General features: G+C 32.6%; 18 protein-coding genes. 10 read left to right on the top strand and 8 right to left on the bottom strand.

Annotated elements, in window-relative coordinates; translation table 11 throughout:
* Window positions 1-69 precede the first annotated feature (69 nt).
* Window positions 70-243 (top strand): hypothetical protein, encoded by a 174-nt coding sequence (locus RHP49_14815; GenBank protein ID WNH12153.1) that lies wholly within the window; start codon window positions 70-72, stop codon window positions 241-243.
* Between the two features lie 161 nt (window positions 244-404).
* On the opposite strand, the gene RHP49_14810 is transcribed toward RHP49_14815, so the two are convergent.
* Window positions 405-1,070 (bottom strand): uracil-DNA glycosylase, encoded by a 666-nt coding sequence (locus RHP49_14810; GenBank protein ID WNH12152.1) that lies wholly within the window; start codon window positions 1,068-1,070, stop codon window positions 405-407.
* Window positions 1,071-1,132: 62 nt separating this feature from the next.
* On the opposite strand from RHP49_14810, the gene RHP49_14805 reads away from it, so the two are divergent.
* Entirely contained in the window at window positions 1,133-2,626 is a 1,494-nt protein-coding gene (locus RHP49_14805; GenBank protein WNH12151.1) for a YfcC family protein, read from the top strand.
* A 92-nt stretch (window positions 2,627-2,718) separates the two neighbouring features.
* Here RHP49_14805 and holA read toward each other — a convergent pair whose 3' ends face one another.
* On the bottom strand, window positions 2,719-3,723 hold the full coding sequence (gene holA / locus RHP49_14800; GenBank protein WNH12150.1) for a DNA polymerase III subunit delta: 1,005 nt from the start codon (window positions 3,721-3,723) through the stop codon (window positions 2,719-2,721).
* A gap of 106 nt (window positions 3,724-3,829) precedes the next feature.
* Between holA and RHP49_14795 the strand changes: the two genes are divergently transcribed.
* From RHP49_14795 to RHP49_14780, 4 genes are all read left to right on the top strand, one after another.
* Window positions 3,830-4,273, top strand: coding sequence for a type I restriction enzyme HsdR N-terminal domain-containing protein (locus RHP49_14795; protein WNH14435.1), 444 nt, complete (start codon window positions 3,830-3,832; stop codon window positions 4,271-4,273).
* On the top strand, window positions 4,273-5,262 hold the full coding sequence (locus RHP49_14790) for a glycosyltransferase family 2 protein (GenBank protein ID WNH12149.1): 990 nt from the start codon (window positions 4,273-4,275) through the stop codon (window positions 5,260-5,262). The genes RHP49_14795 and RHP49_14790 overlap by 1 nt, the downstream gene beginning before the upstream one ends.
* A gap of 93 nt (window positions 5,263-5,355) precedes the next feature.
* Window positions 5,356-6,195 (top strand): OmpA family protein, encoded by an 840-nt coding sequence (locus RHP49_14785; GenBank protein ID WNH12148.1) that lies wholly within the window; start codon window positions 5,356-5,358, stop codon window positions 6,193-6,195.
* A 426-nt stretch (window positions 6,196-6,621) separates the two neighbouring features.
* Complete coding sequence (locus tag RHP49_14780; GenBank protein ID WNH12147.1) at window positions 6,622-7,971, top strand: hypothetical protein; 1,350 nt, start codon at window positions 6,622-6,624, stop codon at window positions 7,969-7,971.
* Window positions 7,972-8,294: 323 nt separating this feature from the next.
* Here the strand turns inward: RHP49_14780 and RHP49_14775 are convergent, their stop codons facing one another.
* Together RHP49_14775 and RHP49_14770 are read right to left on the bottom strand one after the other, a co-directional pair.
* Window positions 8,295-8,915: an L-threonylcarbamoyladenylate synthase gene (locus RHP49_14775; protein WNH12146.1), complete on the bottom strand. Its 621-nt coding sequence runs from the start codon at window positions 8,913-8,915 to the stop codon at window positions 8,295-8,297.
* Between the two features lie 23 nt (window positions 8,916-8,938).
* Window positions 8,939-11,281 (bottom strand): 3'-5' exonuclease, encoded by a 2,343-nt coding sequence (locus RHP49_14770; GenBank protein ID WNH12145.1) that lies wholly within the window; start codon window positions 11,279-11,281, stop codon window positions 8,939-8,941.
* Between the two features lie 150 nt (window positions 11,282-11,431).
* Between RHP49_14770 and RHP49_14765 the strand changes: the two genes are divergently transcribed.
* On the top strand, window positions 11,432-12,979 hold the full coding sequence (locus tag RHP49_14765) for an FMN-binding glutamate synthase family protein (GenBank protein ID WNH12144.1): 1,548 nt from the start codon (window positions 11,432-11,434) through the stop codon (window positions 12,977-12,979).
* Window positions 12,980-13,078: 99 nt separating this feature from the next.
* Window positions 13,079-13,600, top strand: a complete 522-nt coding sequence (locus RHP49_14760) for a hypothetical protein (GenBank protein ID WNH12143.1) — start codon at window positions 13,079-13,081, stop codon at window positions 13,598-13,600.
* A 1-nt stretch (window position 13,601) separates the two neighbouring features.
* Here RHP49_14760 and RHP49_14755 read toward each other — a convergent pair whose 3' ends face one another.
* Together RHP49_14755 and RHP49_14750 are read right to left on the bottom strand one after the other, a co-directional pair.
* Window positions 13,602-14,513, bottom strand: coding sequence for a patatin-like phospholipase family protein (locus tag RHP49_14755; GenBank protein WNH12142.1), 912 nt, complete (start codon window positions 14,511-14,513; stop codon window positions 13,602-13,604).
* A 3-nt stretch (window positions 14,514-14,516) separates the two neighbouring features.
* The gene (locus RHP49_14750; protein ID WNH12141.1) at window positions 14,517-15,419 is read right to left on the bottom strand and encodes a patatin-like phospholipase family protein; all 903 of its coding nucleotides are present in this window, start codon (window positions 15,417-15,419) and stop codon (window positions 14,517-14,519) included.
* Window positions 15,420-15,624: 205 nt separating this feature from the next.
* Between RHP49_14750 and RHP49_14745 the strand changes: the two genes are divergently transcribed.
* Both RHP49_14745 and RHP49_14740 read left to right on the top strand, forming a co-directional pair.
* Window positions 15,625-21,528, top strand: a complete 5,904-nt coding sequence (locus RHP49_14745) for a PKD domain-containing protein (GenBank protein WNH12140.1) — start codon at window positions 15,625-15,627, stop codon at window positions 21,526-21,528.
* Window positions 21,529-21,542: 14 nt separating this feature from the next.
* The gene (locus tag RHP49_14740) at window positions 21,543-22,538 is read left to right on the top strand and encodes a PorP/SprF family type IX secretion system membrane protein (GenBank protein WNH12139.1); all 996 of its coding nucleotides are present in this window, start codon (window positions 21,543-21,545) and stop codon (window positions 22,536-22,538) included.
* Window positions 22,539-22,704: 166 nt separating this feature from the next.
* Here RHP49_14740 and RHP49_14735 read toward each other — a convergent pair whose 3' ends face one another.
* Both RHP49_14735 and RHP49_14730 read right to left on the bottom strand, forming a co-directional pair.
* Window positions 22,705-24,702: a M1 family metallopeptidase gene (locus tag RHP49_14735; protein ID WNH12138.1), complete on the bottom strand. Its 1,998-nt coding sequence runs from the start codon at window positions 24,700-24,702 to the stop codon at window positions 22,705-22,707.
* Window positions 24,703-24,830: 128 nt separating this feature from the next.
* On the bottom strand, window positions 24,831-26,519 hold the full coding sequence (locus RHP49_14730; protein WNH12137.1) for a histidinol-phosphatase HisJ family protein: 1,689 nt from the start codon (window positions 26,517-26,519) through the stop codon (window positions 24,831-24,833).
* Window positions 26,520-26,570 lie beyond the last annotated feature (51 nt).

Here is a 26,570-nt window from a genome sequence, read left to right as displayed (position 1 = left end):
TTTTTTTCGATTTAAAAATTGCTTTTAATCGTTTTTTTAAGTAATTTGCCGACACAAATCCCAAAACCTATGCTATTAACAATTACTATTTCAATTTCAATTCTGGTAGCAATTAATTTTTTACTTCTAATGTTTAGTTGCAACAAAACAGAAAAAAGAGTAAAAATTGACAGAAAACCTGTTGTACTTAGAACACAATTAAATTTTGAAGAAGAACATCATTTAGCCCCTACTGGTAGCTAATTTTATTCAAAAAAACACAATAAAAAAGTAAACGCATACATGATTTTGTATCATGTATCTATCATATTATATATAGATTAGAATGTGACTGCAATACTTATATTTTATAATTGCTTACCTATTATTTTAACGCATATTTGAGAATAAAATAAAAAGTACAATTACCAAGATATCAATTTCTTATCTATTTTTTTTAGAATCAAATTAGTTTTACTAAAACACTTATTTCCAAACCAATACCCTCTATTTGCACTTAATGGAGAAGGATGTCCGCTAGTTAAAATATAATGCTTGTCTTTATCTATTAATTTTTCTTTTTTCTTAGCAAAACCTCCCCAAAGTAAGAATACTATATTTTCCTTTTTCTCACTAACAACTTTAATAATTGCATCTGTAAACTGCTCCCAGCCTTTTTTTTGATGACTTCCTGCTTGATGTGCTCTTACAGTTAATGTAGCATTTAATAATAAGACACCTTGTTTAGACCAATGCGTTAAATCGCCACTTTCAGGATACGGATTACCTATATCTGTTTCAATCTCTTTAAAAATATTAATTAAAGATGGTGGATGCTTTACATTCTCACTTACTGAAAAACAAAGTCCATTGGCTTGACCAATATCATGATATGGATCTTGCCCTATAATAACAACTTTAACATCATTAAAAGAACAGAAATTAAACGCATTAAATATTTCGTTTTCAGGCGGAAAGCATTGATGGCTATGATACTCATCTGTAACAAAACTTAATAAATCTTTAAAATAAGGTTTATCAAATTCGTTTTGTAAACGATGCTTCCAACTTGAGTGGATCTCTAAATTCATTCTTAAAAATTAAAATCAAACTAAAATAATACTATCTTTAATCCTAATAAAATATTTTCCGATTGAAAAAAATAAAATTTCCAACAGCTCAAACTATATTAATTATAATCGCAGGGTTAGTCGCCATCTTAACATGGATTATCCCTTCTGGAAAATTCGATTCCTTGTCTTATAATAAAGAAGCAAATACGTTTACCAAAACTAGCTTAGGAACATCAACAACTTTAGTTGCTACACAAAATACTTTAGATAGTTTAAACATTAAAATTCCTTTAGAAAAATTCACCAATGGTGATATTTGGAAACCTATTAGCATCCCTAATACTTACAAAGAAGTTGATAACACACCACAAGGAGTATTCGCATTCATACAATCACCAATAAAAGGAATCATAGAAGGAGCAGATATTATTTTTTTAGTGTTATTTATTGGAGGTCTTATTGGCATTATGAATTACACAGGCGCATTTGATGCTGGAATTTCATGGCTAGCCACCGCTTTAAAAGGAAAAGAGTATTTACTAATTATTCTAGTAACATTACTAATTGCCATTGGCGGAACGACTTTTGGATTAGCTGAAGAGACTATAGCCTTCTACCCCATTCTTATTCCTATATTTCTTGCTGCAAAATATGATGCCATGGTAGCTTTAGCTAGTATTTATATAGGGTCTTCAATTGGCACAATGTGCTCCACAACAAATCCGTTTAGTGCTATTATAGCATCAGATGCTGCTGGTATCAATTGGACAACAGGTTTAACAGGGCGGTTTGTTATGCTTATTCTGGGAACACTTATTTGTATCATCTACATAATTAGATATGCACAACGCGTAAAAAAAGATCCTTCAAAATCTGTTATTTTTGATCAAAAAAACGATATAGAACGTATGTTTGGTAGCAATACCAATTCATTAATTATATTAACTTCACGCTTACGCCTTATACTTTTCATCTTTATTATGTGCTTTATAATAATGGTTTATGGCGTATCCCAGCTAGATTGGTGGTTTATAGAAATGACAGCTGTATTTTTAGTGGGTTCTATCATTATTGGGTTTATAGCCAAAATAAATGAATATACCTTTGTTGAAACTTTTATTAAAGGTGCTAGTGATTTATTAGGTGTAGCTATAATTATAGGAATTGCTCGTGGTATAACCGTTTTAATGGATAATGGACAAATAAGCGACACGATGCTTTACTATGCAAGTAATGCTACAAACGGAATGAATAAAGGTTTGTTTATAAATGTGATGCTTTATATTTATGGCGGTTTGTCCTTTTTTATTCCATCATCTTCTGGAATGGCTGTGTTAACAATGCCTATTATGTCTCCATTAGCCGATGGTGTAGGTATTGGTAGAGAATTTGTTGTTAACGCCTATCAATACGGTATGGGTTTATTTGCTTTTATAAATCCTACAGGGTTAATATTAGCATCACTAGCTATTGTAAAAGTAGGCTACGATAAATGGCTGAAGTTTGTAATGCCTTTGGTTATTATACTTTTAGTATTCACCATGCTTGTACTTACTGTATCTGTATATTTATAAAGAGACAAATAACTTGTTCTCGATACGGTTTTCTATTAAAAATGGGCAGAACTGACATGAAATTTAAGTTATAACTTAAAATATGCAACAGGTTAACTAAGGATTCTAACAAGTAATTCTTTCAACAAATCACCCTGAGGAACAGCATTAGAGCCTACGCCTTTACTTTTTACGTCAAATTCTCTGAGCGTTGAAACGACCATACTCACCTTTCGCATCGGGAAATTTCTAGCAGCTGTTATATATTCATTTACAAAATACGGATTCACTTTTAATGCAGAAGCAACATTTCTAGGCGACTTATCCTTTAACCCATGAAAATGAAGAAGTTGCGAAAAGAAATTAAACAATAAAGATACGGTTACCACCATTGGATTATCCTTGGGGTTATTAGCAAAATAATTAACAATTTGATAGGCTTTAATCGTATTTCGCTCCCCAATAGCTTTACGTAATTCAAAATTATTAAAGTCTTTGCTAATGCCTATGTTTTCTTCAATAACTTCTGGTGTAATTTGGCTACCTTGTGGTAAAACAATTTGAAGCTTTTCTAATTCATTATTAATCTTACTTAAATCGGTTCCTAAAAATTCTACAAGCATTTGTGCTGCTTTAGGCGAAATGGTATAACTTTTAGGTGATAAAACCCGACGAATCCAATCGGCTACCTGATTTTCGTAAAGTTTTTTACTCTCATAAACAACACCTGTTTTTTTAAGTGTTTTATATAAACTTTTACGTTTGTCAATTTTCTTGTATTTATAATTAAAAACGAGAATCGTTGTAGGTTGCGGGTTTTGCGCATAAGAAACCAGTTTTTCAATAGTACGCGATAAATCTTGAGCTTCTTTAACAATAACAACCTGATATTCTGCCATCATAGGATAACGCTTTGCATTTTCTACAATATCATCAATAGTAACATCGCGTCCATACAACACCATTTGGTTAAACCCACGCTCCTCTTCCGACAAAACACTAGCCTCAATATAATCTGAAATCTTATCAATATAATAAGGTTCTTCACCCATTAAAAAATAAATAGGCTTCAATTTTCCTTGTTTTATATCAGTAACTAATTGTTTTACTTCGTCCAAATCAATAAAAATTTCTAATTATAAATTCCAAATACCAACATTTTTAGCTTGCTGTTTGGTTTTTGGTTTTTGTAGTTTAACTTTGAAAAAAAATAAGTGTGCATTGATGCAAGCATTAAACTTCCCTAAGTTTTCATTTCGATTCAAAAATAGCGAAAATAAAGTTTCTATTTTTGATCCTATTCGTAAAAAGTTTGTGATTCTACAACCAGAGGAATGGGTGCGACAACACTGTGTTTTATATTTAATAAAAGAAAAAGGTTACCCAAAATCATTAATAAATGTTGAGAAAGAACTCACTATTAACGCATTAAAAAAACGATACGATATTGTTGTTTTTAATACAGATGGTAGCATTCATATTATTGTAGAATGTAAATCGACTAAAATTAGTGTAGACCAAACCACATTCGATCAAATTGCACAATATAATTTAACCCTAAATGCTAGCTATTTAATGGTTACTAACGGATTAAATCATTATTATTGCCAAATGGATTTTGAAAATGAACGGTATCAGTTTTTAAAAGATATTCCAGATTATAAATAATGCAATTTGCCATCGTCATATTAAATTGGAACGGAAAAAAACTATTAGAACAGTTTTTACCATCGGTTATTGAGTTTTCTGAAGAAGCTGATATTTATATTGCCGATAATGCCTCTACCGACGATTCTATCACCTATTTGAAAACAACCTTTCCTGCTGTAAAAATTATTCAGAATAAAGAAAATGGCGGTTATGCCAAAGGGTATAATGATGCTTTAAAATACATAAAAGCAGATGTTTTTTGTCTTTTAAATAGCGATGTAGAAGTTACTAAAGGTTGGTTGCCTCCCATTGAAGCGACATTTAAAAGAGATGCAAACACAGCTATTATTCAACCTAAAATATTAGATTTTAAAAACAAAGCCTATTTTGAATATGCTGGTGCTGCTGGTGGATTTATTGACAAATACGGTTACCCATATTGCAGAGGTAGAATTTTTGATACTATTGAAAAAGATTTAGGCCAATACAATGATACCTGCGAAATATTTTGGGCATCTGGGGCGTGTCTTTTTATCAGAAGCCATGTGTTTCATGAATTAAATGGGTTCGACGAGTGTTTTTTTGCGCATATGGAAGAAATAGACCTTTGCTGGCGAGCAAAAAACTCTGACTATTCTATAAAATATGCTGGTCAATCTACAGTTCATCATGTTGGTGGTGCTACTTTGAATAATACAAACCCTAAAAAAACATACTTAAACTTTAGAAATAGCCTTTATACCCTTACAAAAAATGCTAAAGGCAATTTATTTTCCAAAATTTTTGTCAGACTCATTTTAGATGGTATTGCAGGCGTAAAATATCTAATTAACTTTAAATTTAAACATACATTAGCCATCCTAAAAGCACATGCTAGTTTCTATTGCCATCTAAAATATTTATTAAAGCAAAGAAAACTTACAAAAAACAAAGTAGAATACTACCAAAGAACCTCTATAGTCCTTGATTATTTCCTAAATAAAAAGGACAATTACAAAAGTTTATAAATAGTTAGTAAAAGTTTTGTTAAAATGTTAAAAACGGCTAATTTTTGTATATTTTTGTTACATTAAACATTAAAAGTTAATTCGATAATAATTATGAAAAAAGTTTTATTACTTAGCGTATCTGCAATGATATTATTAAGTTCTTGTGTATCAAAAAAGCTTTACACAGATCTTCAAGCAAAACAAAAAGAAACTCAAGATTTACTTAATTCTGCAACTGTAAAATTAAACTCGTGTTTAGAAGACAGAGCTTCAGCTACAGCTAAAGTATCACTTTTAGAAGGCCAAGTATCCGATTTAAAAAAATACAATGATAACTTAACAGTTTTATCATCTAAAGGTGCATCTAATGTTGAAAAAACATTAGAAAGCATTAAAGAAAAAGAGTTAAAGATTACACGTTTACAAGATGCTTTAACTAAAAAAGATAGTATTACACTTGCTGTAGTTACTAGCTTAAAACGCGAAGTAGGTATCAACGATCCAGATATCGAAATAAATGTAGAAAAAGGTGTTGTATTTATCTCTATTGCTGATAAATTATTATTTAAAAGCGGAAGCTACAATGTAACTTCAAGAGCTAAAGAAATATTAGCTAAAGTAGCTAAGGTTGTTAACAGCAAACCAGATTTCGAATGTATGGTTGAAGGTCACACAGATAGCGTACCTTACAAGAAAGGAGATATTTTATTAGACAACTGGGATTTAAGTGTTAAACGTTCTACATCTATCATTAGAGTATTACAAGATTTAGATGTTAACCCAGGACAATTAATTGCTGCTGGTCGTAGTTCTTACGTACCATTAGTAGATAATGATACTGCAGAGAACAGAGCTAAAAACAGACGTACTCGTATTGTTGTATTACCTAAAATTGACCAATTCTACGATATGGTTGAAAAAGAAATGAAAAATCTTTCAGCTGGAAACTAGTTAGATTTTCAATATAAAGTCTTAAAAGCTCAACTGTAAAGTTGGGCTTTTTTTTATGCATAAAATTTATGCGCTCCCCTTTTATCTTGAATTAAGTTCAGGAAAAGATCAGGCTTGAAGTTTATATTTAGTGAAGTCGAAAGGCTGTAGCTTTCGTTTTTGTCATTCCTGCGCAGGCAGGAATCCACTCCAAAGTTAGAAGTGTTTTTAATCATGAGGATGCCGCTACTATCCTTAACGCGGGCTTAGTAACCAGGTTGTTACTTTATTATAATATTTTATAATATCGATTCTACTTATCACTTTACTTTATCAGAAAAAACAGCTAACTTCGTTTAACATTGGATATTAAACATTAAAACGATTTCATATCAAGTCGTTAGCAGTAAGCTGAAAACCGAACTAAAATTGAAAACTAACTAAAATTTGAAATTATACGATACTCTGCCTAACATCATTGAAAGTGAAATTAAAATGGCAAACGCTAACTCAATGATTGATATTCATAAAGGTGAATATCTTCTTTTGCATAATAATATTAATATTAAAGTAGAAGGTAGGATATACTTTTGTTGGTTTCCTAGTCCAAGTGTTTATTTCTCAGGAATTTTAACGTCAAAAAATCTTGAAATAACGGAAATTATAGATTCAGCAGAATCTTTTACTATAATAGTCAATGAACTTGAGTTTGGAGAAGGACTTATAACGAATACTACTATAAGTAACAATGGTGACTTAAAAATTAAAGGTATTTCACCTCACCAATCTGTATTGGGTGATAAAACAATTTCAGTAGAAAAAATCACTTTTTGTATACCTAACTTAAGAAACTTTTTTGGTGATTCAGTAAAAAAGATTTCTCAAAAAAGTAAATATAGCGGAAGAAATAGAATAAAACTCGAAAATGAAAAATACAATATTTTAATTGATAAATCAATAACCTATGGAACGCTAAGAGACGAATTAAAAGAAAACGGAGGTTATCACATTCTATACAATGGAGAAATAACGAGTAAGAAAAAAACAATAACATTCGAAGAATTAAATGATGTTTTTCATTGCCTAGATACATTTATGACTTTTCTAAATGGTACCAGAGTTTGTGCTTTATTTGCAACTGGATATTTTGAGAACAAAGCGATTTGGACTAATTATAGTTATCATCATGTTGACATATTTAAATATTATCCTTCATGGCCACAAGATTTTTCAATTATTGGAATAGAAGATATCTGGGTAAATTTCAGTAATCTTTGGAAGGATAAAGAAAATAAAGATTTCTTAACATCTGTAGTTCATTGGTATGTTGAGGCTAATAAAAACTCAGGCTTTGTAGAAGGTGCCATTATTATTTCGCAAACAGCTTTAGAATTATTGTACAATTGGTGGGTAATCGAAAATAAAAAAATAATTTTAGGCAAAGACTCTGAAAATTTAAATGCATCAAATAAAATCAGATTACTTTTATCTCAATTAAATCTTGATTATTCTGTGCCTAAGGAGTTCAAAAATTTACAAGAATTTGTGGATAGTGACAATCAAATACTTGATGCATGTGATGCTGTTGTTCAAATACGAAATGCGATAGTACATTCCCAAGAAGAAAAAAGAAAAAAACTAAGATCTATATCGTTAATCGCTAAGTATGAAGCTTTACAACTGTGCACATGGTATATTGAAATAGCCTTATTGGGAATATTAGGTTATTCAGATAAATATTACAATCGGATAAGTAAATTAGAAGAATTTGTTCCTTGGTTTAAAAAGATAGAATAAAGCCTACTGTTAACACTGTATAAAAATAATACGTATTTTAATACAAAATCAAAAGTTAGAGCGCATTTGGTCACTCTGATTTTCCTTCGGAAAATCCTCGGACACAAAACAGCACTATTCTTATACTAACCGTTAAACGAACACTCTCAAAAACAAAACAACTTCAAGCTAGTAAAACAAACGTGTTAGGGATTGCAGTGAAATATTTACATTCATGAGTTCAATAATTTAGAATAATAACTAACGAATAAAAGCCCGCCACCTTTTTCGGGGTAACGCCCAAAAAAAATTAAAATTATTAAGATTCCTGCCTGCGCAGGAATTTAAAAAATCTCCAAACTCCCCTTACCTTCTCTAACAATAATAGGCTCCTCTTCAGACAAATCAATAACGGTAGACGCTTCATTATCGCCATAACCACCATCAATAACTAAATCGACTAGGTTATCCCATTTTTCAAGAATAAGTTCTGGGTCTGTTGTATATTCTAAAACCTCATCTTCATCACGTATAGATGTTGATATTATAGGGTTCCCTAACTTTTTCACAATCTCCAAAGCTATATTATTTGATGGCACACGAATACCTACCGTCTTTTTCTTTTTAAACGGATTGGGCAACGATTTAGAACCTGGAAGAATAAATGTATAAGGCCCAGGAAGTGCGCGTTTTAATATTTTAAAAGTAGACGTATCTATTTGCTTTACATAATCACTTAAATGACTTAAATCATGACAAATAAATGAGAAATTAGCTTTTTCAAGCTTTACTTGCTTAATTCTTGCAACACGCTCTAAAGCTTTTAAATTAGTAATATCACAACCTAAACCATAAACGGTATCGGTTGGATAAATAATTAAGCCACCGCGTTTTAGAACAGCCACCACCTTATCAATCTCTTTCGGATTGGGATTTTCTTCATATATTCTTATAAATTCAGCCATAGTTCTTCTAACTTCTAACTAATTTACCCAATAACTTCCAACTTAGCAAAACGCAACAGTAATTTCTTTACGCCACCATGCTGAAAACTGATTTCGGCTTTAATATCGGCTCCTTTGCCTTCTATCTTTAAAACTTCACCAGTTCCAAAACGAATATGTTTTACAAGATTCCCAACAGTTAGTGTATCATCAAATAAATTTGAGTTATTACTTTCATCTGTAGCACTAACACGTTTTAAATTTTTAGGTGTGGTTACTTGAAACTTCGTTTGCTCTTGCTTAATAGATTTCGTAGGCTTTTTTAAAACCGCTTGTTTTGCTGGTTTATATCTAATTTTATTAGGTTCTACATCTCCAAAAATATCGGCAGACAACATCGGGTTTATGCGTCTTTCAAGTTTTGGTGTTACATTGTCTACAAACTGCTCGTCTATTTCTTCAATAAAACGGCTAGGCTCAGAATCTACCAATTTACCCCAACGATAACGCGATAAGGCATACGTTAAATACGCTTGGTTTTCAGCTCTAGTTAAAGCGACATAAAATAAACGACGCTCTTCTTCAAGCTCACTACGTGTATTCATACTCATAGCACTAGGAAACAAATCTTCTTCTAAACCAACTACAAATACATGATTAAACTCCAAACCTTTTGCTAAGTGAATGGTCATTAATGCCACAGCATCTTCATCTCCTTTTTCGTTATCTAAATCTGTTGCTAAAGCAACATCTTCTAAAAACTCAGCTAAATTACCTGTGGTATCGGCTATTTCTTGTTGACCTTCAACAAAATCTTTAATACCATTAAGCATTTCTTCAACGTTTTCTAATCGTGTAACGCCTTCTGGAGTGCCTTCTTTATTAATTTCTCGTAATAAACCAGTGGCTTTAACAACATGCTCTGCTAATTCAAACGCAGTTGCCGTTTGGTTCATTACCTGAAAACTTTCAATTAAAGTAACAAAATCTTTTAGTTTATTTTTAGCTCCACTATTAATGTTAATATCTACTTTATCTATATTCTTAAGGACTTCAAAAATCGTTCTTTTGTAACCATTTGCTGCAACTACTAACCTGTCAATTGTGGTTTGCCCTATACCTCTTGCCGGATAATTTATAACCCGTTTTAAAGCTTCTTCATCTGCTGGATTTAAAATTAATCGCAAATAAGAAATAACATCTTTAATTTCCTTTCTCTGATAAAAACTTAAACCACCATAAATTCTATAAGGAATATCTCGTTTTCTTAAAGCATCTTCCATAGCACGTGATTGTGCATTGGTACGATATAAAATAGCAAACTCGCTATTACTCAATTGATTTTGCATTTTAGCATCCCAAATAGTGCTTGCTACATATCTACCTTCATCTCCATCAGTTAAAGAACGGTGTATTTTTACTTTCGGACCTTCTTCATTAGCAGTCCAAACCACTTTATCTAACTTGGTTTTATTATGTTCTATAACAGAATTTGCTGCACCTACAATGTTTTTAGTAGAACGGTAATTTTGTTCTAATCTAAAAAGCTTCACATCGTCATAATCTTTCTGGAAATTTAAGATATTATTAATATTGGCGCCACGGAAAGCATAAATACTCTGCGCATCATCTCCTACTACACAAATATTTTGAAAACGATCGGCTAAAGCGCGAACAATTAAATACTGACTGTGGTTTGTATCTTGATACTCATCGACTAAAATATATCTAAATCGATCTTGATATTGAGCTAAAACACTAGGGAAACGGGTAAGCAATTCATTCGTTCTTAATAACAAATCATCAAAGTCCATAGCACCCGCCTTAAAACAACGGTCTACATATTCTGCATAAATCTCTCCCATTCTAGGACGACGTGTCATCGCGTCTGCCTCTTTCAATTCAGGGTTATTCATATATGCTTTTACAGTAATTAAACTGTTTTTATAAGACGAAATTCTACTATATACCTGCTTGGTTTTGTAAATATCCTTATCCAAGCCCAGTTCTTTAATGATAGACCCCATAAGTTTTTGAGAATCTTGAGTATCATAAATAGTAAAATTACTAGGAAACCCTAAATGATGGCCTTCAAAACGTAAAATTTTAGCAAATACCGAGTGAAATGTACCCATCCACAGATTTTTGGCTTCGCTTGTTCCAACTATTTTCGCAATACGCTCTTTCATTTCGCGTGCTGCTTTATTGGTAAATGTTAATGATAATATGTTAAACGCATCAACACCCTGACTCATTAAATAGGCAATTCTATATGTTAACACACGTGTTTTACCCGATCCTGCACCCGCAATAATAATCATAGGGCCGTCTTTTTGCAAAGTAGGCTCCAATTGCGCTTCGTTTAACTGACTTAAATATTCCTCCAAACTAATTTCAATTTTTAAAGGATAAAAATAACCATTGTATTGCGTTTAACGACATGTAATTATTAATAATTATAAACAATTAACTTATAGCTTTAGCTTTACTAAAATTTAAATATCTTTAGCATTCAATTTTAAAAATTCAAGAATTTTATGTTCGATTTTTTATCAAATATTACTTGGTGGGGTTGGGTTTTAATCGCTTTAGCTGTTGTAGGTTTGCGTGATGTCTTTTTTCAAAAATCACACACTATTAGTCATAATTATCCCATAGTTGGACATTTACGTTACTGGCTAGAAAGTATTGGACCTGAAATGCGCCAATATTTTGTAGCAAACAATAGAGAAGAATTGCCTTTTAACCGCATAGAACGAAGTTGGATTTACGCTTCAGCTAAAAAAGAAAACAATTATGAGGGTTTTGGAACCGATAGAGATATTTATGCGCATCAACATGTGTTTATAAATAATGCCATGATACCTTATAAACTACCTGAAAATCATCCAAATAAAATTGATAAAACATTTTTACCCTGTGCCAAAGTTATGGGTGAATTTAATAAACGTAAAAAGCCATTTAGACCAGCTTCTATTATTAATGTATCGGCCATGAGCTTTGGATCACTTTCTGCAAAAGCCATAGAGTCTTTAAACAAAGGTGTTAAATTGGCTGGTGCTTACCACAATACAGGCGAAGGCGGATTATCGCCTTATCACAGCCATGGTGGCGATGTTATTTTTCATATGGGGACGGGGTATTTTGGAGTTCGCGCTAAAGACGGTGGTTTTTCAATGGATAAATTAATAAAATTAGTTGAAGAAAACCCGTTTATAAAAGCCATAGAAGTGAAGTTGTCTCAAGGTGCTAAACCTGGAAAAGGCGGTGTATTACCTGCAGCAAAAATAACTAAAGAAATTGCCGAAATTAGAGGTGTTGAAATTGGCAAAGATGTATTATCACCTCCTAATCATTCAGCATTTTCAAACGTTTCTGAAATGGTTTATTTTATTGAAGAAATAGCTAAAGCAACGGGATTACCCGTTGGCATTAAAGCTGCTATTGGTAAACTTGACCAATGGGAAGAACTAGCAGATATTATGCTTAAAACCAATAGCGGTCCCGATTTTATAACCGTTGATGGTGGCGAAGGCGGAACTGGAGCTGCACCACCAAGTTTTGCAGATCATGTAAGTTTGCCTTGGGTTTATGGGTTTAGCGATTTATATAGATTATTTAAAAACAAAGGATTATCTGAACGCATCGTGTTTATTGGCAGTAGTAAACTTGGTTTTCCTGCCAAAGCAGCAATGGCCTTTGCTATGGGAGCAGATTGTGTTAATGTAGCCCGCGAAGCCATGATGAGTATTGGCTGTATCCAAGCTCAAATATGTCACACAAACTGTTGCCCTAGTGGTGTTGCCACGCAAAGCAAATGGCTGCAAAATGGCATTGATCCTACATTAAAATCGGAACGCTTAGCACAATACTTTAAAACATTTAGAAAAGAGCTTATAGAAATTACGCATGCTGCTGGTTATGAACATCCGTGTCAGTTTAAAATGAGTGATATTGAAATTAATGTAGACGACCATAACCTCTCTAAAGAATTAAATAGAACTTACATGTATGAAAAAACAGTAGTCCCTTTTAAATCTATGCAAAACTTAAAAGATTGTTTATATTTGGGAGGTAAAAATTAGTTGACCGTCGCAGTTTGCAGTATACATCAATTATTAAATGAAAATCTTAATAAAAAACAGCTTTTTTAGAGACACTTACTTAACCAAATTATACCTATTATGGATACCCAAAGAATAATTGACCTCTTTCTTTTTGCAATTCCTTCATTAATAACAGGAATTATAGCCTATTATTTTTTTAAAGAACATACCAAAAATGAAGATGGCAGAAGACGTTTTTTATTAAAAAAAGATATGCAAGTAAATGCTATGCCCTTACGTCTACAAGCCTATGAACGCATGGCCTTATTTTTAGAACGCTTATCTCCTTCAAAACTACTTATTAGAATACAACCAATATCTTCAAATAAAGAGGATTATGTTAACTTACTTACACAAAGTATTGAACAGGAATTCGAACATAATTTATCGCAACAAATCTATGTTAGCGAAAGATGCTGGAACATCATAACTACTGCTAAAAATGCTACGATTCAATTAATTAGAAAAGCAAGTTTATCTGATAAAACAGATACTGCGAATAAACTTAGAGAAGTTGTTTTAACAGAAATGATGGAACGACACTCACCTAGTGATGCCGCTTTATCTTTTATAAAAGACGAGGTTTCTGAGATGTGGTAACTTAATCTATTTTAAGTTCGTTAAATCTTGCTTGCTCATATTTTTTTCTAGCATTATTATAGCCTTGTTCCCACCAAGAAGTCATTAGTTTTTTATTAAAAATCAAAGAGTTTTCTGTAAGTTTTGATGGTGTGTAGTATAAATTAAGTTTTACATTATTATTTTTAGCCGCTAGCTTTCCTATAGTAATATCGTTTCTTTCAACTTGATCTAATAAATGCCCAAACAAATTAATCATTAATGAAAATGGGTTCTTTCCCAAAACCTTATTATACTCCATAGTTTCAGATTCTAAAACGATGGCATCAATTTCTGTTGCACCTCTTAATATAGCTTCACGAATTGGCACCACACAGCCTAATCCACCATCAGCATATTCAAATTCATTCTTCTTAACCAAAGACATAAAAGGAATGTAATTACATGAAATCCAAATCCAATCGCAAAACTCATCATAGCTAAAGTCTTTAATTGACTTATACTCTACTCTGTTCTTTGACAAATTAGAAACTGTAACGACAACATCATGCTTTGTCGTTTTTATTAAATTATACTCTTCAATTGTAAAATGTTTTTTTATGTAACGTCTTAGCGCTTTACTTTCTCCAAAAGTGCGCTTCATTTTAATAAATTGCCAAAGTGAATTTAAAAAATCTATTGACACATACTCCCGATCTCCTTTTTTACGTATCACAAAAGGATTGACACTAAATATATTGTACTGATTGACATTTGTAAATACCTGCTGAATTTTATCAATCTTTCCAGCCGCCAAATGTGGTACAAGTAAGCTCCCAGTAGAGGTTCCTAAAAACATATCGTAATCATTACCTTTTTCTTGCATTAAATATTGGGCAACACCCCCTGCATATGCTCCTTTACTACCACCTCCTGAAATTACTAATGCTTTCATAGACTAATCTTCTAATTGACTAATTTCTTGATTTTTAAATTTAGCAAAATTAAAACCACCCTGCCACCATTCTGTCATTTTCTCTTTATCAAATATCAATGAATTAGTTGTTAAGATAGTAGGCGCATAATAAAAGTTAATAATAGTATCATGGTGTGATGCAACGAATTTACCAATTTTGATATTTTGAGACTCTATTCTATCTAACATAAATGCAAAAATATTGGTAATTAATGAAAAGGGATTTCTAGAAGACATTCTATTTAATTGACTAACTTCGGTTTGTAAAATAATCACATCAACCTCTGTAGCTCCTCGCTTAATAGCCTCCTCAATAGGCACCATGTTACCCATGCCGCCATCTGCATATTCACAGCCGTTTATTTTAACTAGAGACATAAATGGTGTGTAATTACAAGACACCCAAATCCAATCAATAAACGCCTTGTAGCTAAAGTCTTTTATGGATTTATACTCAACTTGATTAAGCGATATATTAGAAACAGTAACAACAATATCTAAGTCGGAATTTTTTAATTCTAAAAACTCCTCTTCTAACAATGTTTTTTTAATCAAGCTTCTTAAATTATAACTTTCTCCAAAGGTCTTACTTCCTCTAATAAAATTTAAAACAACAGCTAAATGCCTAATGCCGATATTTTGAGTACCATGCCTTTTCTTAATTACAAAAGGACAAACATTAAAAATACTTTCATTAGAAACATTGGTGTAAACCGATTTTATTTTATCAATTTTATTTAAGGCTAAATGAGACACGAGCAAACTACCTGTAGAAGTACCAATAAATAATTGATATTGCCGTTTCAAATCCTCTATAAGATATTGAGCAACGCCACCTGCAAAAGCACCTTTACTACCACCTCCTGAAATTACTAATGCTTTCAAACCAAAAGTTTTTATTTGTAAATATAATCAACTAGCCATAGAACATGAAAAAATTAAAAGACTTAATAAGGTTATTCATTATTATTACCTTTTAACCCCAATACTTGGTGTTTTACATAAATTTAAGAATTTAAATCGTTTTAGAATGCTCTTGCCTTAAAAAGAATATATATTTTAGTGACAACTATTAATATAATTACACTACATGAGGAAGGTTTCTTTTCTTACCATATTATCTTTTTTTATAATTAGTGTTTCAATTTTTGCCTTAAATAAAATTGACACTAAAAAAGAGCACACAAAAACGCGAAGTTATTCTATATTAAATTTAGATAATGCCCCACCACCTACAGCAACAATTTCTGGTACAACACAAGTTTGTAAAGATGAAAATCCAGCTCCAAAAATAACATTTACTGGCTCTGGCGGCGATGCGCCTTATACTTTTACCTATAACATAAATGGAGGGGACGACCAAACCATAAGTACTTCTGAAAATAATGCATCTGTTTCAATAACGGTAAATACTAGCATTGCTGATATATTTACCTATAATTTAATATCTGTGGAAGATGATAAAAATGACATTGAAAATGTATCAGGAAATGCTACAATAACTATAATTAATTCTCCTGATGGTAGTTTAGGCGGGACTGGTTCTGGAACTACTTTTGAAGGAAGACCAGTTTTCAAACAATGTAGTAATACAACATCAACTTTTACTTTCACAAATACATCTACTACCCCTTCTTCATTAAACACAAATTATTCCATTAATTGGGGAGACGGTACAACAAATTTTATTCAATCGAATTGGAGTACAACTACACATAGCTACGCAGTTGGTATATATAACCTTATTTATACAATTGAAGGCAGTAATGGATGTAATACCACAACGAACTATACCGTATTTGTTGGTTCCAATCCAGCTGTATCATTAGGCAACCCTGGAAATACTGACATCTGTAATTCACGTTCACTTACATTTCCCATTACTGGAACAGAAAACAATCCTCCAGGAACTACTTATACTGTAACGTTTAATGATGGTTCAACTCCTCAAGTATTTAATCATCCTCCACCATCAGATATTACACATACTTTTTCTTCATCTTCGTGTAATACTACTAGCTCCGATGGCAGTAATTCTTACGAAAACTCCTTTTCTGCTAATATAGTGGCATCAAACCCTTGCAGCTCATCATCCGTTGGTGTAGTTCCCATTTATGTTTCAATCTCTCCAGAAGCTGAGTTTTCAAGTCCAGATACTAGTTGTACAAATACCAATACTTGTTTTAGCAACATGTCTATTGGTGAAGAAAACCTTGGAAGCGGAAGCGTATGTGATACAAGTCCGAATATCATATGGGAAGTTTTACCAAATTCAGGATATAATATAAGTCAAGGCTCTTTAGGAAATGATTTTGGATTAGCAGACGGCAACTCATGGTTATCTGGTAGTGATGACCTTTGCCTGAATTTTACAACAGCAGGCACTTATACTGTTACACTAAAAACAGGAAATAGATGCGGGAGTGATAGTATAACCAAAACCATTTGTATTGAACCAGAATTAATACCAACGTTTACATTAGACACCAATAGCGGGTGCGCTCCACTTGCAGTACAAACAACAAACACAACTGACTTAACCGACAGTTGTGGTGGCGAAACCCACCTTTGGCAAGTAACTTACATTTCTAATTTTTGCGGAACAAGTCCTGAAACCTGGAGCTTCACAAATAGCACAGATGAAAATTCTGCATCTCCTTCAATAAATTTTGTTACTGCTGGCACTTATACAGTAACTTTAATTACTACCAACTCTTGTGGCACTAATAGTGTCTCTCAAACCATAGAAGTTAAGCAACCTCCAACAGCAACAATTAATGCCATTCCTGACACTTGTGGTTCTGTTTCTATAAATCCTGTTGCTACTATAGCTTCTTGCGCACCTAATTCAGAAACTTTAACATATAGTTGGAGTTTCCCTGGAGGAAATCCAGCAACAGCAACTACTTTAGATCCTGGAACAATAACTTATGCTACACCTGGTAGTTATCAAGTATCATTTAGCATAACAAATAGTTGCGGAACGGCTACAGATACTGAAGATTTTATAGTAAATCCTATTCCAAATATCACAAATACCAATTTAACACAAACCATTTGCTCAGGAACGGATACTGCTGAAGTAATTTTAACCTCAGACATCACAAATACAACTTACTCATGGACAGCTACTGCGCCCTCAGGAGTTACTGGTTTTGATGCTTCGGGAAATACCGATACAATTCCTGTGCAAACTATTTTTAATTCTAATACAACTTCAGAAGATGTTACCTATACTATCACACCATCTGTAGGAGGTTGTGATGGAACTAGCGTAAACCTTATAATCACAGTAGATCCTGCTCCATCATTTACAAGTCAACCACAACCTGAAACCATTTGTGTCAATGGCGCAATAACTCCATTGTCTGTTACCGTTAATGGTCCAGGAACACCAAGTTACCAATGGTACAGTAATATTGTTGATGATAATTCAACTGGCACATTAATTACTAATGAAACAGCTTCAACGTATATACCTCCAAACACACCTGTTGGTGTTACTTTTTATTATTGCATTGTATCTTTTACATCTGGAGTAGGTTGTAACGAAATTACAACCAACACAGCTAGAATTGAAATTGTTGACGGTATTCAAATTGACACAAATCCTATACCATCACAAACTATTTGTAATGGTGGCGATATTCCATCTGTGCTTTCTGTAACACATTCTGGTGGTACAGGTATTATGTCTTACCAATGGTATAGCAATACTACTAATACGTATACCGGAGGAACTGCTATAACTGGAGCTAATAATATAGACTACACGCCTCCTACTTTTAACACTTCTGGTAGTTATTATTACTATGTTGTAATCTCACCAAACGGAAGCGGTTGTGTAGATGTAATTAGTGATGTAGCAGAAATAATAGTTGTAGACGATCCCACAATTACAACACAACCATTAACAACACAAACGCTTTGTCAAGGCATTACGCCTCAAGATTTAGAGGTAATCGCTTCTGGAGGTTTAGGCACTATTTATAATTATCAATGGTACAGCAATTCTACAAATACAAATTCTGGCGGTACACTAATCCCAAATGAAACAAATAATATTTTTACACCACCAACAATTGCCATAGGAACACTTTATTACTATGTTGAAATAACCCAACCAGGTGCAGGTTGTAGTATAATTAGTAATACTTCAAAAGTTAATATTAATGCCGCTCCTTCATTTACTATGCAACCTATTTCAGAGACTATTTGCTTAGGCGAAACATTCAATACGCTTTCAGTATCTTATTCAAATGGCGTTGGCACACCAAAGTATCAATGGTATTCTAATGCTGTAAATGACAATTTTACTGGAACCGCAATAACAGGTGCTGTAAATACAAATTACACACCGCCTTCGGGAACTGTTGGTACTGTATATTATTATGCCGTCATTACATTTTCATCTGGTGGTTGTACCGAAATCACCTCGCAAGTTGCTGAAAACACAGTAAATCAAACACCTAACATCAGTACTAAAACAGAAACTATTTGTAGTGGCATCACATTTGATATTCCTCCCAATGCTTCAAATGGTGATGTTGCACCAGCTGGTACAACATACATTTTGACAAACCCTGTAATCAATCCTTCAGGAACAATAACTGGTGCTTCAAGCGAAACAACGCCACAAACCAGTATTAGTCAAACTTTAACAAACACCACTACAAATCCAGCCACAGTATCCTATACCGTTACTCCTGTTTCAGGTATTTGTACAGGCACTGATTTCTCAATTACAATAACCGTTAATCCTTCTATTAGTGTAATAGAAAACATAACACATAGTAGTTGCTATTTATCGAATACTGGTTCTATTGAAATATCTATTACTGGTGGCGTTCCATTTACTACAGGAAATCCGTATCAAATTTCATGGACAAGGCCAAATGGTTATACTAACAGTAATGAAGATATTTCTAATTTAGAACCTGGTAATTATGAAATAACAATCACCGATGATGGCGGTTGCCCATATAAAAACACATTTACAATAACCGAACCTGACGAATTAGTATTTAGCAATATTGATTTTGACCCTGAAACTATATCTTGTTTTGGCGCTAATAACGGTAGCATTGGTATTGATATTTCTGGAGGAACAATGCCATACACTTATAATTGGACACTAAACGGTAATCCTTATAATAAATCTGAAGATTTAACGAATCTTGCTCCAGGAGATTATGAAGTTACTGTCATTGACGCTAATAATTGCAGTCCAATTGTTAAAAGTTTTGAAATTATTGAACCACTGTTATTAGATACTAGCTTAATCAATCAAACAGATATTATTTGTTTTGGAGATGCTACAGGAGAAATTAACATTAATACCGTTGGCGGTAGACCAATTGAAATAAATCCAGGTGTCTTTGATTATTCATATTCTTGGACAGGACCAAACGGTTTTACAAGTAGTCTTCAAAATTTATCTGGTTTAATTGCTGGAACTTACAATTTAATAGTTACCGACAAATCGAATTGTACAGATACACTTGAAGTCGTTTTAAATCAAACCGATGAAATTATAATAGATTATACATCTACTGAAATTGAATGTTATGGAGACAACAATGCCTCTATTACAATTAATTCAATTACTGGCGGAAATCCATCTTACGCTATCGCATGGAGTAATTTAGGTTCAGGAATGATTCAAAACAATCTATCGGCAGGAACTTATATCATTACTGTAACTGATGATACAAATTGTGAAAAGCAAGCTGTAATTGTTATTGATGAAGCACCTTTATTCAGAATAACACCAGATATTACTCAAGTATCTTGCTTTGGCGAAAATGATGCGCGTATTATACTAAATTTAGAAGGCGGTATTGATCCTATCAACCTTGTTTGGGATGACGATGCTACTGCTGGGATAGAGCGAAATAATATTAGCCCTGGCATATACACCGTTACGATTACCGATGGCACACCTTGTGAAATAACCGAAACATTTACTATTACTGAACCTGATGCTTTATCCTTGTCTGCAAACACAATAGATGCTTTAGATTGTGAGGATGCTAATAGCGGTGCTATTAACCTTATTGTTACTGGCGGTACGTTACCACATAGCTATTCCTGGTCTAATGGAGATACTACTGAAGATTTAACCAATATTCCTCCAGGAGATTACTCTGTAACTATTACAGATGCTAATAATTGTAAGATTTCTGAAAGCTGGACTATCAATAGATTTGAACCATTAACCGCTAATGTTGAAACTGTAACAGAATTTGATTGCGAAACACGGTATGTTAACCAAACGTTTGAAGCTAAAATAAGTGGTGGTGTTCCCCCATATCAATTAAGTTGGTCTAGTGGAACTATTTCTGGAAATAATAATCAATTTATGAACACCACGCAAAATGGGTTAGTTATTTTAGACGTTGTGGATAGTTATGGATGCAGTACTAACTATTCCTTAAATGTAAACGTACCTGTATTAGGAGATGCCACTTTCAATATAAACGCTTCTATATTTAACACTTATGGCTTTTACTCAAAATCAGACCCTATTCAGTTTATAAATACATCCATTGGGGATTATATTTCTATATCTTGGGATTTTGGTGATGGCAATTTCTCAAGTGAAGAAAGCCCTATCCATACCTATGTTAGCGAAGGTAATTATGTTGTTACTCAAACTGTCACATATCCTTTTGGCTGTATTTACACACATGATATTACGCTTAATATTGAAAAGGGATATAGCCTAATAACCCCAAATGCCTTCACTCCTAATAATGATGGCTTAAATGATTATTTCGTTCCAGAATCTATTGCATTAAGTAATATGACTCTTAATATTTATAACACTTGGGGAAGCTTAATTTATTCTGAAACGGGTGAAAATTTAAAAGGTTGGGATGGAACCACAAACGGTACAAATGCCGAAAATGGCAATTACTACTTTACACTAACCGCCAAAACCTTCTATGGAGAAACCATAACTAAAGAAGGTGCCTTTGTATCAATTAAATAAAAGCAATCTACTACATGAAAATTAAAATATCAATTCTAATCATTATAAGCTGCTTTTGTTTAAAAATAAACGCTCAAGACCCTATTTTTACACAATATTTTCAAGTACCAGAAACTATAAATCCTGGTTTTTCTGGTTTTGAAGATGCTACATATTTAGGTTTAATTCACAGAACACAATGGCCTAGTCTAAATTTAAGAGTAGATACTGAATATGTTTTTTTTAATACATGGGTTGAAAATATTGGAGGTATAGGTGTTAGTATTTTAAATCAGCACGAAAACAACACCAATTACAACCATTTACAAGGAAACATAAACTATTCATATCATGTGAAACTTGCAAACGATTGGTTTTTTAGACCTGCTATTGAAGTCGGTTTTGGCACAAAATCATTTAATTTTAGAGGTTTAGTTTTATCAGACCAAATAAATATTAACAACGGAACCATAAGTTCAAACACATCAGACCCCTATGCTTTAAATGCTAATAGAAATATTGCTTTTCTAGACTTTACTGCTGGCTTTGTTTTCGATAAAAAAAACACTCGAAACGACACCGATTTGTGGTTAGGCGCTACCATTAAACATTTAAACAAACCCAATATTTCATTTGTAGAAAATGGTAATGTACCCTTAGATATTTTTTATTCACTACATGCCAATTATAAATTTCCTTATTTTGATAAAAACGATATGCTTATCTCTGCTAATTATATGCAACAAGGTGATTTTAATAGACTAGATATTGGTACTACTATAAAGTTAGAAAAATTAATGTTAGGCGCTACAGCTGTTACAAATCCTGCTAAAAACGACACTAATAGTCATTTACTAACATCTATAAATGCTTTTGTAGGCTTAGAATTCGAACAATTACGTTTTGGGTTTTCATACGATATGAATACAACTAATATTGGCAGAACCAATGGTGTTTACGAACTTTCCATCACCTATTTAGCAGATTGCTTAATTTGTAGAAACCCATCGAATACGGAACGAAGAAAGTAATTATGCTCAATTATGTAGTTTAAATAAAACCTGTCATTTTAAATAAAAGTTATATCTAGAATCAAATCTTTAGCTTTTAAACCTATTCGCAATACGATTTTCTATTGAAAACCACTCGAACTGACAATCAATTTAACCTTATATCTAAAAACACATAACCAGTTAATTATCTGTTTTTCAACATCTCTTTTGCGTATTTTGAAAACTGCCAGTAATGATGTGTTGTTGCTTGCTTTAAATTTTCTTCACAATTCTCTGCACAAGAGCTTATCCATAACAAATATTGGAATGCATTTTGCCTAATGGAATAATCGTATTTAGGACTTGTATAATCAGTTAATTCTTTAAAATAAATTGCTTGGTTCTCTGGTTCAAAATCATCAGTCAATAATGCTAAAGTAAGCCACAGTATGTGTATATTTTTATCATTAAACCCGTAAATCCCTTTTGTTTTGTTTAGATATTTGTTTCTGTCTTCGGGAAAATTATTCCATAAATTAAACAAAGCCACTTCAATAGTTACGTAAGATTTATCATTTAAAAGTGATTCGTAATCTGTTTTTAATTCTGATGGAATTTTGTTTAATGATTTTGCAATGACTTGACGAACCTTGATGTCATTTGAGTTTAATGCTTTCCTAAAAACACTATCATGCATAATATTAATTTCAGCTTTAGAAAACAAATGTGCCTTTATTTTCGAACTAGTAGCCTTATCCCAATACCTAGTTACACTATATTCAAGCGAATGAGAGGAAAACATTAATTCTTGATCTAATTCGAACATTCTCGATATTTCTTTTGAATGCTGCTTTAATGACTCAATACAATCTTCATAAAGATAGTCTTCATTTTCTAACCAATATTTAACAAAGTCATCTAAACTTTCACCACTCGCCTTCTCTACTTCACTAATAAAATCATTAGTTTCAACATTTTTAAATTGATGATTTAACAAATAATTCTTAACACCCTTTTTAAAAGCTTCATCTCCTATACGCTCTCGTAACATATGCAATACCCAAGCTCCTTTTTTATAAAAAGTTGTACTACTAGATTTCGGATTTAAAAGCGAAGTACTTCCACCTACCTTATCTTGCTCTAATAACTCTTGAGCATATTCATAAAGTTGCCAATAGTAATAATCATTTCCATATATGTTACGTTCTGCTAAAAGCGCATAATACGTCGCGAAACCTTCTTGCAACCAATGATGCGTTCCAGAAGTTTCGGTTACCAAATCACCAAACCATTGATGCGCAAGCTCGTGAGCATTTATATTCACAAAATTTCTATCAATAAAGGCTATGGAATCAATTACAGATGCATCTGAATAAATATTAAGACTTGTGTTTTCCATCCCTGCATACAAAAAGTCTTTAACAGGTACCATCTTATAGTTTTGCCACGGATATGGAACACCAATTTCTTCTTCAAGAAAATCAAACATTTGCTTGGTGTAGCGGTATGTGGGTTCAAATTTTAATGAATCGTCTGGATAATAATACATTTCTAAAGGAATACCACTTTTAGAGTATTCTACTTTTTTACCGTATTGCCCAATTACTAAAGCGACTAAATAGCTTGACATTGGTGCTTGCATGTCGTAACTCCAAGTTATTGTCGAATCATTTGTTTGCTTATTTGTTAATTTTCCATTTGCAATAGCGTCATAATCTTTATCGAATGTGATATTTAAATCAAATTCGATTTTGTCATTCATATCATCTATAGATGGTAACCAGTTACTGGTGTATTTCCCTTGTCCTTGAGTCCAAACTTGCCCTGAGTTTGCCGAAGTGTTAAGCCAATCAATAAAGTACAATGCTTTTTTAGGTCTAGTTTTCCAGACAACTTCAACTTTATACTTACTGTTAGCTATAAAAGGGTGTTTTATAATAAGTTGTTTTCCATTATATAGGCTATCTTCAAATTGCCCATCTAACCTATACCTGATTTCATCAAAATTATTAGCATCAACAAAAACGGAATCAACATCTTTTAGAACTTCAAATTCATAAGAAATTATTCCAGATACTTCTTTTTGGGTTAAATCACCAAAAACAATATCTGCTTTTGCCGTTTTAAAATCAACGTACTCTGTTTGCTGGGAGAATCCCAAAAACGTTACAAATAAAAAGAAAAGTGTTTGCTTAAATTTCATGTGCTATACTATTTACTTTTTATTGGTCACATGTAGCTTCCATAATAGGCATCACCTTAGACATCAAACTCTTGTTATGGAAGTTTCATATGGTTAATATAGCAAACTTCAAACCAAAATACAAGACACTACATACTATGAAACTCAATTAAGTTCGCTTCATAATATTGATCGCCTAACTTAGATAATAAATTTTTAATCACATTACTATCCCCATCTATAGCTATAGCAGAATACCCTGTGTCGTTCAATTTCCCTAATCGTAAATCTATAATATTAATATGCTTTGAAGCTAACGCAGACAATAATATCAACAGTACTCCAGGCGCATTATGATGCTTCGTTAAAATCACTTTTTCGCTCAATGTTAAATTTAATTTAACACCATCCATTTCCAATAAATAAACACCTTCCCCATAATAATTTGGCAATTCGGCATGTTCTTTATAGATTAAATTGTTAAAAAGACCCGCATCTGTACCATTTATAAACTCTATAGCACTTTTAACATTTTCATTTCCGCCATCAATTGACAAAAAAGCCATCGCTGTTCCATCATTATTAGATTTTAACCTTGCAGTTTCAACATTAATCCCTTCTGAAGCCAACGTATTAAAAAGTGAAGAAATAACACCTGGCTGATCTAAATGCTCAGAAAACAACCCATTTACTATTTTAGTAGTCAGTTTAGGAATTTCATTAGTAACTGTAATAGATTTACCCCATTTTCTAATTCTAATCGCATTATAATCACCCATTCCTGTTGAGTTTTTATAAATATCTACAAATTCTGAAAAATCACCTCCAAAAGAAAAATCTGGAATAACTCTTCGTTGGTCACTATCTAATCGCTGGTTCAAAAGCTCAATACCCTTATTTAAAACCGTGTATTTTACTTTTAATTCATGGTCGTCAAAAATGGTTCGGTTTTCTGGAATTAATTTTGAATAACTCACATAACTTTCATAACCAGCTTCCTGAATATATTCTAAACTTTCTTTATAGTTTAATCCGTAATAGCGCACATGATGCGTATCGGTACCAACACATACAGGAATTTGAAGTTCATTAGCCCTTCTTAAAACACTCTGAACAGGATACACACCAACCCCTTTAAACTTACCAGCCATATTCACATCTAAAGACAGATTTCTATCTGCAATAAGTTCTAGAAGCGTTCTAAATTTATTTGCCAAAGGATGTGCACTCGTTTCAAAATTAACCAAGGCTTCTGGCATATCCACATTCAATTTTGGTAAATCTATATGTCCAATAATTTGAATCATATCTCCAAAACATTCAATCATCTGAATCATTTCATTGAAATAGCCATCCCAATACGCTTCTAAACTACCACGTATTTTCAACAATTCTAGTGCTTCCTCTTTAGAACCATCATACGGCAAACCTTCAGGAGCAAAATGCACTGAACCAATCACATAATCGGCATCTTCTGCCTGAAATATTTTAGATCGACTCCATTGCAAGCCTAAATCGGGTCCCATCCATTCTAACTCAACGCCATATTTTATATTAATTTGTCCGTCGTATTTTTCACGAAGATTAGCAATACGTTTCGGGTAATTTAAATAGGATTTATTACCTCTAATAAACTTAACATTAGTATCTCGTTCTGCTATATAACGAAAACTCGTTAATCTAGGTGAGTGAATTATAAACGTAATACTTGGGTTACCAGCTTCAATAGCCTTATCAACAATATCTTCTAACCTATCAATACCATGCTTTACATGATCTTGTTCTGTACCTGCATGAATACCATGTGTTTCCCAAATAAATTCGTTGAGCTTTCTCATCAATCAGTATGCTTTAATTATGATTTTAAAAAATCAAATTTAACCATTGAA

The sequence above is a fragment of the Flavobacteriaceae bacterium HL-DH10 genome, from assembly GCA_031826515.1.
Classification (GTDB): Bacteria; Bacteroidota; Bacteroidia; order Flavobacteriales; family Flavobacteriaceae; genus Thalassobellus; species Thalassobellus suaedae.
The sequence above is the reverse complement of the archived record's forward strand: the minus strand, read 5'-3'. Positions and strand labels throughout refer to the sequence as shown.